Annotated in this window: 12 protein-coding genes and 1 pseudogene; 7 read left to right on the forward strand and 6 right to left on the reverse strand. The window is 61.9% G+C overall.

The window, feature by feature from the left end; genetic code table 11:
- Positions 1–27 precede the first annotated feature (27 nt).
- Both A9K68_RS23200 and A9K68_RS23205 read left to right on the forward strand, forming a co-directional pair.
- Positions 28–2,178: a S9 family peptidase gene (locus tag A9K68_RS23200; protein WP_065010413.1), complete on the forward strand. Its 2,151-nt coding sequence runs from the start codon at positions 28–30 to the stop codon at positions 2,176–2,178.
- A gap of 161 nt (positions 2,179–2,339) precedes the next feature.
- Positions 2,340–2,723, forward strand: a complete 384-nt coding sequence (locus tag A9K68_RS23205) for an SET domain-containing protein-lysine N-methyltransferase (RefSeq protein ID WP_029354629.1) — start codon at positions 2,340–2,342, stop codon at positions 2,721–2,723.
- 28 nt (positions 2,724–2,751) lie between these two features.
- On the opposite strand, the gene A9K68_RS23210 is transcribed toward A9K68_RS23205, so the two are convergent.
- The 4 genes from A9K68_RS23210 to A9K68_RS23225 form a co-directional block, all read right to left on the reverse strand.
- A complete protein-coding gene (locus A9K68_RS23210; protein WP_065010412.1) occupies positions 2,752–3,702 on the reverse strand; it encodes a cytochrome c in 951 nt (316 codons plus the stop codon).
- A 9-nt stretch (positions 3,703–3,711) separates the two neighbouring features.
- Entirely contained in the window at positions 3,712–4,155 is a 444-nt protein-coding gene (locus tag A9K68_RS23215) for a cytochrome c (protein WP_065010411.1), read from the reverse strand.
- Between the two features lie 200 nt (positions 4,156–4,355).
- Positions 4,356–4,952: a superoxide dismutase gene (locus A9K68_RS23220; RefSeq protein ID WP_029354634.1), complete on the reverse strand. Its 597-nt coding sequence runs from the start codon at positions 4,950–4,952 to the stop codon at positions 4,356–4,358.
- Between the two features lie 105 nt (positions 4,953–5,057).
- On the reverse strand, positions 5,058–5,936 hold the full coding sequence (locus A9K68_RS23225; RefSeq protein WP_065010410.1) for a branched-chain amino acid aminotransferase: 879 nt from the start codon (positions 5,934–5,936) through the stop codon (positions 5,058–5,060).
- A gap of 157 nt (positions 5,937–6,093) precedes the next feature.
- On the opposite strand from A9K68_RS23225, the gene A9K68_RS23230 reads away from it, so the two are divergent.
- Complete coding sequence (locus tag A9K68_RS23230; RefSeq protein WP_065010409.1) at positions 6,094–6,756, forward strand: haloacid dehalogenase type II; 663 nt, start codon at positions 6,094–6,096, stop codon at positions 6,754–6,756.
- A 262-nt stretch (positions 6,757–7,018) separates the two neighbouring features.
- Positions 7,019–7,843 carry a L,D-transpeptidase gene (locus A9K68_RS23235; RefSeq protein WP_065010408.1) on the forward strand — a complete coding sequence of 275 codons (825 nt, stop codon included), beginning with the start codon at positions 7,019–7,021 and terminating at the stop codon, positions 7,841–7,843.
- Between the two features lie 91 nt (positions 7,844–7,934).
- Here A9K68_RS23235 and A9K68_RS23240 read toward each other — a convergent pair whose 3' ends face one another.
- Positions 7,935–9,479 (reverse strand): helicase HerA-like C-terminal domain-containing protein, encoded by a 1,545-nt coding sequence (locus tag A9K68_RS23240; protein WP_065010407.1) that lies wholly within the window; start codon positions 9,477–9,479, stop codon positions 7,935–7,937.
- 258 nt (positions 9,480–9,737) lie between these two features.
- Between A9K68_RS23240 and A9K68_RS23245 the strand changes: the two genes are divergently transcribed.
- The 3 genes and pseudogenes from A9K68_RS23245 to A9K68_RS23255 form a co-directional block, all read left to right on the forward strand.
- Positions 9,738–11,180 (forward strand): methylmalonyl-CoA mutase subunit beta, encoded by a 1,443-nt coding sequence (locus A9K68_RS23245; RefSeq protein WP_065010406.1) that lies wholly within the window; start codon positions 9,738–9,740, stop codon positions 11,178–11,180.
- Positions 11,177–13,300 carry a methylmalonyl-CoA mutase gene (scpA, locus tag A9K68_RS23250; RefSeq protein ID WP_065010405.1) on the forward strand — a complete coding sequence of 708 codons (2,124 nt, stop codon included), beginning with the start codon at positions 11,177–11,179 and terminating at the stop codon, positions 13,298–13,300. The genes A9K68_RS23245 and scpA overlap by 4 nt, the downstream gene beginning before the upstream one ends.
- Before the next feature lie 8 nt (positions 13,301–13,308).
- Positions 13,309–13,566: pseudogene (locus A9K68_RS23255) on the forward strand (type II toxin-antitoxin system death-on-curing family toxin); the annotation flags it as partial.
- Here A9K68_RS23255 and A9K68_RS23260 read toward each other — a convergent pair.
- A complete protein-coding gene (locus A9K68_RS23260) occupies positions 13,563–14,036 on the reverse strand; it encodes a GreA/GreB family elongation factor (RefSeq protein ID WP_029354644.1) in 474 nt (157 codons plus the stop codon). The pseudogene A9K68_RS23255 and the gene A9K68_RS23260 sit on opposite strands and share 4 nt — an antisense overlap.
- Positions 14,037–14,138: the final 102 nt, after the last annotated feature.

Consider the following 14,138-nt stretch of genomic DNA (forward strand, 5'->3'; position numbering starts at 1 on the left):
ATTCAAATAACTTCCCAGCGAGACGCAATGACCCGAACCCCAGCATTTCCGACTGTCAGCCCGCCACAACCCGAGAAGCGGCCGGTCTTCGATCTGCATCATGGAGTAACCCGGACGGACGACTATGCCTGGCTGAGAGCCGACAATTGGCAAGAGATGTTCAGGGATCCGTCCCTGCTCGACGCCCAAATCCGCGCCCATCTCGAAGCCGAAAACGCCTATCAGGCGGCGTGGATGGCCGACACCGCCCAGTTGCGGAAGCAGCTTTTCAAGGAGATGAAGGGCCGCATCAAGGAAGACGACTCTTCCGTGCCGATGAAGGATGGGCCGTACGCCTATGGCTCATCTTTCAAGCTTGGCGGCGAGCAGCCGCGTTATTTCCGCACGCCGCGCGATGGCGGTGACCAGCAGATCCTCCTCGACGGCGATCTCGAGGCCGAAGGCAAGGCCTATTTCCGCCTCGGCGGTGTCGACCATTCGACCGACCACCGCAAGCTTCTCTGGGCCTTCGACGACAAGGGTTCCGAATTCTACACGCTTCGCGTCCGCGATCTCGCCGACCGCAAGGAGTTGCCGGATAGGATCCCGGCTACCGGTGGCGGCGGCGTATGGAATGCTGACAATGACGGATTTTTCTACACCCGCCTCGATCCCAACCACCGTCCTTCCAAGGTGCTGTTCCATGCCCTTGGCGACAGTCCTGAGAACGACCGGCTGATCTACGAAGAAACCGATCCGGGCTTCTTCATGAATGTCGGCGGCACGCGCTCCAACGAGTGGATCATGGTCGGCATCAACGACCACGAGACCTCTGAATATCGCATCATGAGCGCCAGCGAGCCGTTCGCCGAACCGAAGCTGGTTTCGGCGCGCGAGACCGGCCTGCAATACGACCTCGAAGAAGGCGGCGATATCTTCTTCATTCTCACCAACGCCGACGGCGCCAAGGATTTCAAGATCATGACGGCGCCGGCGAACGACCCGGTGCGCGCCAACTGGCAGGAACTGGTGCCGCACGAAGCGGGCCGGCTGATCCTTTCGGTGATCGGCTTCAAGGACCATATGGTCAGGCTTGAGCGCAAGGAAGGCCTGCCGCGCATCGTCGTGCATGACCGCAAGAGCGGCGAGGAACACCTCATCTCCTTCGACGAGGAAGCCTTCTCGCTCGGCCTGTCGGGATCTTATGAATACGACACCGAGATCATGCGCTTTTCCTACTCGTCCATGACAACGCCGGCGCAGATCTTCGACTACAACATGCGGACCCGCGAGCGCGTGCTGCTGAAGACGCAGGAAGTTCCGTCCGGTCACGACCCGGACCATTATGTGACACGGCGGCTGATGGCTCCCGCCGCCGACGGCGAACTGGTGCCGATCTCGCTCATCCACCATCGCGACACGCCGCTCGACGGATCAGCGCCTTGCCTGCTTTACGGCTACGGCTCCTACGGCATCACAGTCCCGGCCGCCTTTAACACCAATTTGTTTTCGCTGGTCGACCGCGGCTTCGTCTACGCGATTGCCCATGTCCGCGGCGGCAAGGACAAGGGCTATGGCTGGCATGATGACGGCAAGCGGACGCACAAGATGAACACGTTCACCGATTTTGTCGCGGTCGCCCAACACCTCGTCGCCGAACGCTATACGCAACATGACCGCATCGTCGCTCAGGGCGGCTCGGCCGGCGGCCTGCTGATGGGCGCGATTGCCAACATGGCGCCGGAATGCTTCGGCGGCATTGTCGCCGAGGTTCCGTTCGTCGACGTGCTCACCACCATGCTCGATGCGACCTTGCCGCTGACGCCGCCGGAATGGCCCGAATGGGGCAATCCGATCGCTTCGGAGGAGGACTACCGAACGATCGCCGCCTACTCCCCCTATGACAATGTCGCCGCGCTCGACTATCCGCCGATTCTGGCGCTTGCCGGTCTCACCGACCCGCGTGTCACCTATTGGGAGCCGGCCAAGTGGGTGGCGCGGCTGCGCGACCGCAAGACCGGCGACAATCCGGTGCTGTTCAAGATCAACATGGACTCCGGCCATGCCGGCGCATCCGGCCGGTTTTCCAGGCTTGAGGAAATCGCCTTCACCTACGCGTTTGCGCTGAAGGTGGCGGGCAAGGCCGACCTTGCCACCACCAGCGGCACCCACCCTTTGGACGCGCAAAGGGCGCTGTAGGAGCTTGATCTTGCGCACGATCCCCTGCGGAAAATCGATTCCAATTTCCGGTCACGGCCTGGCTGATTTTCCGCTCGCAATTGCGATGGCCGCGCGCTACCCAATGCGCGGCTTTTCGCAGCCGCGCCACCAAAATCATCCAGTCACGCCAAAGGTCTGCCATGTTGCTCGTCGACGTCTATCTCGACAAATCGCGTATCCAGGGCATCGGAGTCTTTGCCAAGAACCACATTCCCCGTGGCACTCTGGTTTGGAAGCTCGATCCCAATTACGACCGACGCATTCCCGTCGAGACCTATGAGCGCGAAACCGGGCCGATCAAAGCCTATCTCGATCGCTATTCTTATCCCGACCGGCGCGACCCGAACTACATCGTCTTCGAAGCCGACGACGCACGCTACATGAACCATGCCGATGACCCGAATTGCGACGTCTCCTCGCCCGAGGAGACGTATGCGTCGCGCGACATCGCGCCCGGCGAGGAAATGACCTGCAACTACAATCATTTCTTCGAAGCCGGCTTCGATTTCCTCGGCGACCGCTGACGCACCGCCATCCCGTTCGGTTTTCGTGTCAGCTCGAAGGCTGCTTGCGCGCCGGATAGCCATTGGGATGCGGCGGTATGGCCTTCAGATAGGCTGATATCGCCGCCCGGTCCTCGGGCGTGAGTTGGGCCATGTTTCTCTGCACGTCGACCATGGCGCCACCGACGGAATCGAAATCCGGCGTGAAGCCGGTCTCGAGAAAGTTGGCGATGTCAGCCTCCAACCAGTCACTAAGCCCGCCCTCACCCGAAGTAATGTTCGGCACGATGCCGCTGCCTTCGGCAGCAGTGGCTCCGGCCAGCCACTCGCTCTTCCTGGTGCCGCCAGCAAAATCACGCGGCGTGTGGCATTCGCCGCAATGGCCCGGCCCTTCGACCAGGTAGCGGCCGGCCATCACCGGATCCGGCGTGCCCTCGGGGAAGGAAACCACCGGCTGGTCACTCAAATAGAGACGTTTCCACAGCCCGATACCGCGACGGATGTTGAACGGGAATCCCAGCGAATTGGCCGGCGCCTTGCCGGCGACCGCCGGAAGCGTTCTCATGAAGGCATGGAGATCGGCAATGTCGGCCGGCTTCATGCGCGCGTAGGATGCATAAGGAAACGCCGGATAGAAATGCTCGCCGCTCGGCGACACTCCCTTCATCATGGCGTTGGCGAGGTCTTCGACCGACCAGGCGCCGATACCGTCCTTGGCATCCTGCGAAATGTTCGGTGGCACGAAGGTGCCGAACGGCGTCTTGAGTTCGAGACCGCCTGCAAGTTGAAGGCGGGCATCGCCTTGTGAACCTGGCTTCGCATGGCACGATGTGCAGCCTCCGGCATAAAAAATGCGCTTGCCCCTGGCGGCATCGCCGGGGCCGAGCTGCGCCAGGGTCTCAGTGTCTAGCCTGACCGGCGCCGACAGGACCCAGCCGGCGACAGCGCCGGCGGCGCCCAGAACGGGGGCGGCGCCGACGAGCTTTTTCAGCAGGCGCATCGCCCGCGATCAGCCCTTCTTTATCCTGTATGTCTGGTGGCAGGTGCCACAATCGCCGCCTATGGTGTTGAACCCCGCCTTCAAGGCATCGACATCGGCCGGGGCGGCGGCCGCCGCAGCCTTGACGTCGGCGAGATATTTTTCCTCAATCGCCTTGAAGCCGGCCATATCCTCCCAGATCTTGGGGGCAGCGGTGGTGTCGCCGGTTTCACTGCCAGCCGGGAAAAGGGTCTCGACGTTTGCATGGAATTTCTCGGCGTTGGCCTGCAGCGCCTTCAACGCCACCAGCACGGCCGCGGCGTCATAGGCGGCCTCGCCCTTGACCACTTTCGACAATTGGCCGGCGATCTTTCCGCGTTCCTTCATCAGGGCCTGGCGCTCCTGGATCGGATCGGCGAATGCCGCCGAACCGGCGAAGGCGAGCGTCGAGATGGCGAGGATAAGCTTTCTCATTCAATTGGCTCCATGGTGAAGACGTTTCGGATGGTCGGCACTGATCGATAACGGCAAAATTGGCTTAAAAATTCCGGAAATTCGCCTCACGCTTGTGTGAATTTTTTGCGACAGTCGTTCTGTGCTGAAAAAGGGCGGCCGATCTTGAGCCAAAAGAAAAGCCCCGGTTTTACCGGGGCTTTTCTGCAACTCAGTTAGGCCTACGCCTTTTCGTAGAGCTCGAGGACATGGTCCCAGTTGATGAGACTGTCGACGAAGGCTTCGAGATATTTCGGCCGGGCGTTGCGATAGTCGATGTAATAGGAGTGCTCCCAGACATCGACGCCCAGGATCGGCGTCGCGCCATGGACCAGCGGATTCTCGCCGTTCGGCGTCTTCGAGATCGCCAGCTTGCCGTCCTTGACCGAAACCCAGGCCCAGCCTGAACCGAACTGGGTGGTTCCGGCGGCGATGAAGTCGGCCTTGAACTTGTCGTAGCCGCCGAGGTCACTGTCGAACGCCTTTTGCAGCGCGCCCGGCAATTTGTTGCCGCCGCCGCCCTTCTTCATCCACTTCCAGAAATGAATGTGGTTGTAATGCTGGCCGGCATTGTTGAAGAGCCCGGGGTTCTTGCCAAAGGACTGTTTCACAACCTCTTCGACCGACAAATCGCCGAGCCCAGCTTCGGCAGCCAGCTTGTTGCCGTTGTCGACATAGGCCTTGTGGTGCTTGTCGTGGTGATACTCCAGCGTCTCCTTCGACATGTAAGGCTGCAAGGCCTCGTAGTCATAGGGCAAGGCAGGCAGTTCAAAAGCCATCGGTCGTACTCCTCGTGGAAAAATCCGGTGCGATACCGGACTAACATAGGTCTGGATTGATATGGAGCAACTCCGGAATGAAGCGCCGGTTCGCTTTTTCGCCAGTCAGCCGGTCGAAGTCGAATGGGCCCAATCCCAGTAGAGTTCGCGCGCCTTCTTGGCTACAGGCCCAGGCTGGAGATTGCGATCCTCGATGCGGGTGACCGGCACGACTTTCGAATGGTTTCCCGTCGAGAATATCTCGTCTGCTTCGAGGAAGTCGCGCACCGACAGCGTCTTCTCGGTGGTCTTGAACCCATACTCGCCAAGCAGCGTCATCGTCCTCGAGCGGGTGATGCCGGACAAGAACGTGCCGTTTGGCGCCGGCGTCAGGACATGGCCGTCCTTGACCAGGAAAATGTTCGAGGTTCCGGTCTCGGCGACATTGCCCAGCATGTCGAGCACCAGGGCATTGTCGAAGCCGCGCATCTTGGCTTCGAGGATGGCACGACCATTGTTGGGATAGAGGCAGCCGGCCTTGGCGTTGGTCGGCATGGTTTCGATGGTTGGACGCCGGAACGGCGAGACGGTGACCGAAAAGCCCGCCGGCGAGATCATTGGCGATTCGTAGAGGCAAAGGCAGAAACGGGTCGAGGCCGGATCTGCCGGCACGCCCATATAGCCGCCATGCTCGGCCCAGTACATCGGCCTTATATACACCGCCGTCTTGCCGTCGAACTTCTTCAGCCCGTCCCAGGTCAGCCCGACGATCTTTTCGGCACTCATGGATGGTTTGAGACCAAGCGCGATCGCCGAGGCGTTCACCCTCGCGGCGTGGCGGTCGAGGTCGGGGGCGACGCCCTCGAACCAGCGGGCGCCGTCGAACACGCTGGTGCCGAGCCACATGGCATGGCTGCGCGGCCCCAGAATGGCGACATTGCCTTCATACCAGTCGCCATCCACGAAGGTCCATGTCGCGGATTGCGCCGCAGCCGCCAGTGTCATCGCTTGGTTCCGCGTTTTAAAAGCTGTCCTGTCCCCCCATTGGAAGATGCTTTGGCGTCTGCCGTCAACTGAAATGGCTGAGATTTGTTAAGGCCAGCGGCATGCGAACTGCAATCTGGGCTTGCGCCTCGCCTTGCCTCGCCGCAAAACTGTCACCATGCACCATGCGGCTTACGTTTTCGACGCCTACGGCACGCTGTTCGATGTCCATGCCGCCGTGCGCCGTCATGCCGACCAGATCGGGCCGGACGGCCAGCTCCTGTCGGAGATCTGGCGGGCCAAGCAACTGGAATATTCCTGGGTGAGGACGCTGATGGGCGCCCATGCCGATTTCTGGCAACTCACCGAACAGGCGCTGGATTTCGCCTTGCGCAAGGTTCCCTCCGCGGACAAGGGGCTGAGGGCCAAGCTGCTCGACGCCTATTGGCGGCTGGACTGCTATCCGGAGGTGCCGGCCGTGCTCAAGGCGCTCAAGGCGTCGGGCGCCAAGCTGGCGATCCTCTCCAACGGCTCGCCTGAAATGCTGGAAGCGGCGGTCAAATCGGCCGCGCTCGACCAGGTTCTGGACGACATCTATTCCGTCGAGGCCGTCAAGCGCTTCAAGGCCGATCCGTCGGTCTACGACATGGTCACGACAGGCTGGCGTCTCTATCCGGGTGCGGTGTCGTTTCAGTCATCCAACCGCTGGGACGTCGCCGGCGCCACCAAATTCGGCTTCCGGACAGTCTGGATCAACCGTTCCAACCAGCCCGAGGAATACCGGGACTTTCCCCCGGCCCTGATCCTGCCCTCGCTCGAAGGCCTGCTGGCCGGAGGCTGACGGATGACCTCAAATCGGAATCGATCCTTGGAAAGGATCACGCGCAAAACAAACGTGCTACAGCGTCCTTTGCTGACGCCCGGCGCTGTGGGCGTGTTGCCTCGGCGCAACAGGGGCTGAACCGTCACAGCTTTGCCTTTGTTTGTTCACCCTCAGGCCAGAATCGGAACCGCCTATCGCGCCACGCATTGGTAGGGCTGGCGCGCCGTACTGATTGGCGTATTCATGTTCTGTTTCGATATGAGACTTAAAAAAGGCAACGATGTCCACAACCGAAATCGACCCCTATCGCCTGAGCCGTCGCGGCTTTCTCAACGCCGCTGCGCTAGGCGTCGCCTCGATTGCGGTTTCCGCCTGCACCACGACGGCAGGCCGGCCGGTCGAGCCGCCGCCGCCAGCCAATGTCGAGCCGCCGCTCATGGACTATGCAACAATGTACGGTCCGGTCAGCGACGGTGGGTTCGAGCTGCCGGGCATACCCTACGAGAAAATCGACGAGCAATTTCTGCGTCAGATCGTTCCCGATCCGACCGGCCAAGCGCCAGGCACCATCGTCGTCGATACGGCCGGCCACCACCTCTATCTCGTGCGTCCGGGCGGACAAGCCATTCGTTATGGGGTCGGGCTGGGTCGCGCCGGTTTCGAATGGTCTGGCGATGCCGTCGTCCAGTGGAAGCAGAAGTGGCCGAAATGGACGCCGCCGGCCGAAATGATCGCCCGCCAGCCAGAGCACGCAAAATACAGCGCCGAGAATGGCGGCATGCCCGGCGGGCTCACCAATCCGCTCGGAGCGCGGGCGCTGTATCTCTTCGAGGGCAACGAGGACACGCTTTACCGCCTACACGGGTCGCCGGAGTGGTTTTCCATAGGCAAATCGGTGTCATCTGGGTGCGTTCGCTTGATAAATCAGGACATTATCGACCTTTATGACCGTGTGCCCAACAAGACGCCGGTGATCGTTACCGCCGGTGTCGGTCAGGAACTGGTTGCCACGGCAGACCGCAAAGCCATTCCAATCGATGCGGGCGTCCCGGAAGGATCGATCCTGCTCGGCCCGGCAAGGTCGATCTCGGACTCGATCTTCTGAGCTGGTCGAAAGCGCTGGAGCGGCCGGCGTACCTCTGAACCCGATGCTCTTGCTTGAGCATCGGATATTCTCAAACCGAGGTCCAATACTGTCAGCGCCCTCTTGCCAGACTGCCGAGGATACCCCTCACAATCGCCCGGCCCACGGACGAGCCGACCGAGCGAACCACCGATTTGATCGCCGCCTCCGCCACCGTCTGGCGATTGGACGATCGCGGCGCCGGTGCCCGCCTGCCGCCGGTGGGTTGGGGGACGGAATCGTCATCGCCGAAGCCTGGGATAGTCCAGCGTGAGCGGCCGCTCTCCTGCTGCTGCGCCTCTGCGTCGAGAGCGTCCTTGGCTTTTTTCTGCAGCATCTCGAAAGCCGATTCACGATCGATGGTTTGGTCGTATTGCCCGCTAACCGGGCTCTCAGTGATCAGCTTGCGGCGCTCGTCAGGCGTAATCGGGCCAAGGCGTGAAGACGGCGGGCGAACCAGCGTACGCTGGACCATGGACGGAACACCTTTGGCTTCCAGAGTCGAGACCAGCGCCTCTCCGGTGCCGAGCTGCGTGATCACGGTTGCACAGTCGAAGTCGGGATTTGGCCTGAAGGTCCCGGCGGCGGTTCTCACGGCCTTCTGCTCCCGCGGCGTGTAGGCGCGCAAGGCGTGCTGCACCCGGTTGCCGAGCTGGGCCAGAACCGTTTCGGGGATATCCAGCGGATTCTGGGTGACGAAGTAAACGCCGACGCCCTTCGAACGGATCAGGCGGACCACCTGTTCGACGCGGTCGATCAGCACCTTCGGCGCATCATCGAACAGAAGGTGCGCCTCGTCGAAGAAGAAGACCAGCTTCGGCTTGTCGGGATCGCCGACTTCGGGCAGTTCCTCGAACAGTTCCGACATCAGCCACAAAAGGAATGTCGCATAGAGCCGGGGATTCATCATCAGCTTGTCGGCAGCCAGCACGCTGATGGCGCCGCGGCCGTCGCGCGTGGTGCGCATGATGTCGGCGATCCGTAGTGCCGGCTCGCCGAAGAAATTCGTCGCTCCCTGCTGTTCCAGAACCAGCAGCGTGCGCTGGATCGCGCCGACCGAGGGCTTGGTCACGTTGCCGTAGCGAGCGCCGATTTCTTCGGCGCGTTCTGCGATGTTGGCAAGAAGCGCTTGCAGGTCCTTCAGGTCCAGCAGCAACAGGCCTTCCTCGTCGGCGATGCGGAAGGCGATGTTCATGATGCCTTCCTGCGCCTCGGAGAGGTTCATCAGGCGCGACAGAAGCAGAGGCCCCATTTCCGAGACGGTGGCGCGGATCGGATGGCCCTGCTCGCCGAACAAGTCCCAGAAGATGACCGGAAATTCCTGGAAATCATAGGGATCGAGCTTGACCTGCTCCGCACGCCTGACCAGAAAATCCTGTGGCGTGCCCATCATGGCGATACCGGACAGGTCGCCTTTGATGTCGGCGCAGAAGACCGGCACGCCGGCATTGGAGAAACCTTCCGCCAAAATCTGCAAGCTCACGGTCTTGCCAGTACCGGTCGCACCGGTGACCAGGCCGTGACGATTGCCATACTGAAGCAGCAGATTTTCGGCGCGCTGGTAGCTGTCGTCGGGCTTTCGGCTGGCTCCTATGAAAATACTGGTGTTGTCAGCCATGTGTCCGGTCTCCGCAAACCTGAAGTGTTGAAGCCTTGGTCTATTGAAAGTAGCGGGGCTCGCCGCAGGTATAATGACGCCATTGCGCAGCGACAATGGCCATGGTCGAAATTGAGTTTTTGGAGCTTGCGGATTTTGCGCATGTTTGGCAATCGGTTGACGGTTCATTGTCGCAGGACGCGTGTTGCATTGTGATATGGGACGGGGAACCGTAGACTGACGTTCCAGGCCTATCGGCCGAGAAGACGAGGAGAGCGGATGGGCGCCGGTGCCTTGAACCACGATGCCGAACTTCCGAACCCTGACCGGCAGCGGTGGCTGGGCCTTGCGGAAAAAGCCTTGGCCGGCGGATCCTTCGAGGAAAAGCTCGTATCCCATACGGACGATGGCATCCGCATCGAACCGCTCTACGACCGTTCGGTCACCGCAGAGCCTCTGGCGCGGGCAAATCCCAGTTCGCCGTGGATCGTCAGCCAGCGTATCGATGATCCGGATATCGGCCGCGCCAAAGCCCAGGCCCTGGAAGACGTCGCACAGGGCGCCACCGGATTGTCGCTTGTTTTCGAAGGCGCGCCGAATGCGTTCGGCTACGGCCTGCCGAGGACTGCCGAGGCGCTGGAGACCGTGCTCGACGGCGTGCCGCTCAACCGCATCCAGGTTCGCATCGACGCGCATCCCTGGAGCCGCGCCGTGGCCGACTGGCTGGTTGCGTTCTTGAGCAAGCGCCGGTCAGACCCGGCAAAGCTCAACCTGTCCTTCGGTATCGATCCGGCGGCGATCTTTGCCGGAACCGGCCGGTTGCGCATGTCGATCGAGGCCCTGCAGGCGTCGATGCCGCAGTCCCTGGCGCATTTTTTCTCGATGGGCGTGCCCGGGGTCCTGCTGGAGGCAGACGGACGCGTCTTCCACAATGCCGGCGCCACCGAAGCGCAGGAGCTGGGCACCATGATGGCTTCGGCGGTCTCCTATCTTAGGATGTTCGAGGAGGCGCGCCAGCCGCTTGTCTATGCGGCGCCCCATATCGGCTTCGCGCTCAGCGTCGACCAGGACCAGTTCGTGTCGATGGCCAAAGTCAGGGCCCTGCGCAGGCTGTGGGCGCGGGTCCAGGAGGCATGTTCGATCGCCGCGTCCACCGCCAACATCCATGCCGAGACCTCCTTCCGCATGATGACTTCGGCGGACCCGGAGACAAACATCCTGCGCACCACGATCGCCGCTTTTGCCGCGGCAGCCGGCGGGGCGGATTCGATCTCCATCCTGCCGCATACGATCGCGCATGGCCTGCCGACGGGCTTTGCCCGCCGTGTCGCCCGCAATACGCAACTGATCATGTCCAACGAAAGCCATATCGATCATGTCGCCGACCCTGCTTGCGGTTCGGGCGCCGTTGAAGCGCTGACCGCCGAACTCGGCGAAGCGGCGTGGGAAGAATTCCAGCGGATCGAGGCGGAAGGCGGCGTGCTGTCCAGCCTGGAGCAAGGACACATCCAGAAACGAGTTCAGGCGGCCTCCGCCCGCCGCAATGCTGCCTATCAAGCGGGCGAGCGGGCCATCATCGGCACGACGCTTCACCCTTCGAAGACCGAACGTCCGGTCGCAACGCTGGCGGCGGAGCGGCGGCCTGCCGTCACCGAGGGCGTGGCGGTGTGCGAGCCGCTGTTTCCGATCCGCCTCGATCAATCGATCGGAGCAGCGCCATGATCCCGGACTTTAGCCAAATCGGCTGGTCGGCGCCGCGCCGGGCGCCGATCGAGGTCAAGGGCCAGCGGATGACCCCGGAAGGACTGGCCATCAAGCATCTGTACAACCAGGGCGACCTCAAGGGGTTGCCGCATCTCGACACTTATCCGGGCCTGCCGCCATTCGTGCGCGGCCCCTACCCGACCATGTATGTCCAGCAGCCCTGGACGATCAGGCAATATGCCGGCTTCTCGACGGCGGAAGAGTCGAACGCCTTTTACCGGCGCAACCTTGCAGCCGGCCAGAAGGGACTGTCGGTCGCTTTCGACCTCGCCACGCATCGCGGCTACGACAGCGATCATCCGCGTGTTGCCGGTGATGTCGGCATGGCGGGCGTCGCCATAGATTCCATCCTCGACATGCGCCAGCTCTTCGACGGCATCCCGCTTGACGAGATGACGGTGTCGATGACGATGAACGGCGCGGTGCTGCCGATCATGGCGCTCTACATCGTGGCGGCGGAAGAACAGGGCGTTGCGCAGAAGGACCTCGCCGGAACCATTCAGAACGACATTCTGAAAGAGTTCATGGTGCGCAACACCTACATCTATCCGCCAAAGCCTTCGATGCGGATCGTGTCCGACATCTTCTCCTACACGTCGCAGCACATGCCGAAGTTCAATTCGATTTCGATCTCCGGCTATCACATGCAGGAAGCAGGGGCGACCGCCGACCTCGAGCTCGCCTACACGATCGCCGACGGCATCGAATATGCCCGCGCCGGTGTCGCGGCGGGTCTCGATATCGACCGTTTCGCGCCGCGCCTTTCCTTCTTCTGGGCGATCGGCATGAACTTCTTCATGGAGGTCGCCAAGCTGAGGGCAGCCCGCCGTTTGTGGTCGACCCTGATGCTGAAGAACTTCTTGCCGAAGGACGAGCGCTCGCTGTCGCTGCGAGCCCATTGCCAGACTTCGGGCTGGTCGCTGACGGCGCAGGATCCTTACAACAACATCATCCGCACCATGATCGAGGCGATGGCGGCGACGCAGGGTCATACGCAATCGCTGCACACCAACTCCTTCGACGAGGCGATGGCGCTGCCGACCGACTATTCGGCCCGCATCGCCCGCAACACACAGCTCATCCTGCAAAAGGAATCCGGCACCACCCGCATCATCGACCCGTGGGGAGGCTCTGCCTATCTCGAACGGCTGACGCATGATCTGGCGGCGCGCGCGCTTGCCCATATCCAAGAGGTCGAGAGCCTGGGCGGCATGGCCGTCGCAACCGAGAAAAACATACCGAAGCTGCGCATCGAAGAGGCTGCCGCGCGCACGCAGGCGCGGATCGATTCCGGCGAGCAGATACTGGTCGGCGTCAACGCCCATCGTCCCGAGACGGATATCAAAGTCGACGTGCTGAAGATCGACAATGCCGAAGTCAGAGCCCGGCAATTGTCGAAACTGCAACGGCTGAAAGGCACGCGCGATGTCGGCGCCGTCGAGAGCGCACTGGGTGCGCTGAGCCGGGCCGCGGAGAGCGGCGAAAATCTGCTGGAGTTCGCCATTCGCGCCGCGCGCGCCAACGCCACGGTCGGCGAGATTTCGCTGGCTCTGGAAAAGGTTTTCGGCCGTCATGTCGCCTCGGTCCAGACGATCTCCGGCGTCTATCGCAAGGCGCTCGGCGACAATCCCGTGGTCGACCGCCTGCAGGACAAGATCGTGGCATTCGAGGAGAAGTCCGGCGGCAAGCCGCGCATTCTCGTCGCCAAGATGGGACAGGACGGCCACGATCGCGGCCAGAAGGTCATCGCCACGGCCTTTGCCGATCTCGGCTTCGACGTCACCGTTGGGCCGATGTTCCAGACGCCGGAGGAGATCGCCAGGCTCGCGGTCGAGCACGACGTGCATATCATCGGCGCCTCGTCGCTAGCGGCAGGACATTTGACGCTCATTCCCGAACTCAAGGACGCGCTGAAGAAGCTCGGCCGCGACGATATGCTGATCGTCGCCGGCGGTGTCATCCCGCCGCAGGATTACGATGCGGTCCGTCAGGCAGGTGCCACCGAAATCTACCCGCCTGGCACGGTCATTCCGGAAGCGGCGGATCGGCTGATGGACCGGCTGCTGCAGGTCGGCTGACCCCGGAGAGGGAGATCTATGGCGAACCCGACCTCTGCGAGCTGGCATCCGCTTATCTTTTCGGCATCGCCAAGAATCCATTCGTCGACGGCAACAAGCGCACCGCTTTTGCCGCAGCCGATCTTTTTCTTTATTTCAATGGGCTAAGCATCGAAGCCGAGCAGGCGGACATCATTCAACTGGTCATGATGGTCGCGGCCGGCGAGATCGACGAGGCTGGCGCGGCAGCGTTCTTCCGCGACTATGTCGTCAAGGTCGAGGCCTAACTGGCAGTCAGCTTCACAATCTCCCATTCCTTGCCGTTCACCACGGCAATTTCGCCCACCTTCTTGCCGAACAAGGCCAGGGCCATCGGTGAAACATGGGAAATTGTGCCCTTGCCCGGATCGGCCTCATCCTCGCCGACAATCTTCCAGTGTACCTTCCTGCCGTCATCGCCTTCCAGCGTGACGCCCATGCCGAAGCGAACCAAATTGCTGCCCGATTCCGGCACGGACAGCTCGGCGCTTTCACGCCGCGCGGTCCAGTAGCGCAGGTCGCGCGAAATGAGCGCGATACGCTCGCGGTCGGCCCTCTTTTCCGCTCTGGCCAGATCATCACGCAGGGCCGCCAGTTCGGCGTCGATCAGCGCCAGGCCGCGTTGCGTCACCAGATTGCGGTGCTGACTGATCGGCCGCTCGCCGATGCCGGCGATGGCGTTTTCGCTATCCTCTTCGCGCGTGAACGCTCTGCTCATCAGTCGAGCTTATGCCTCGCGCGGCGACTTCACAAGCTATTGCCGGCAAACCGGATCGGCCGATCCGGTCTGGCACGATTCCTGCGGCGCGACGGCCGAACG

Source organism: Mesorhizobium sp. AA22 (genome assembly GCF_001672375.2).
Lineage (GTDB): Bacteria > Pseudomonadota > Alphaproteobacteria > Rhizobiales > Rhizobiaceae > Mesorhizobium > Mesorhizobium wenxiniae.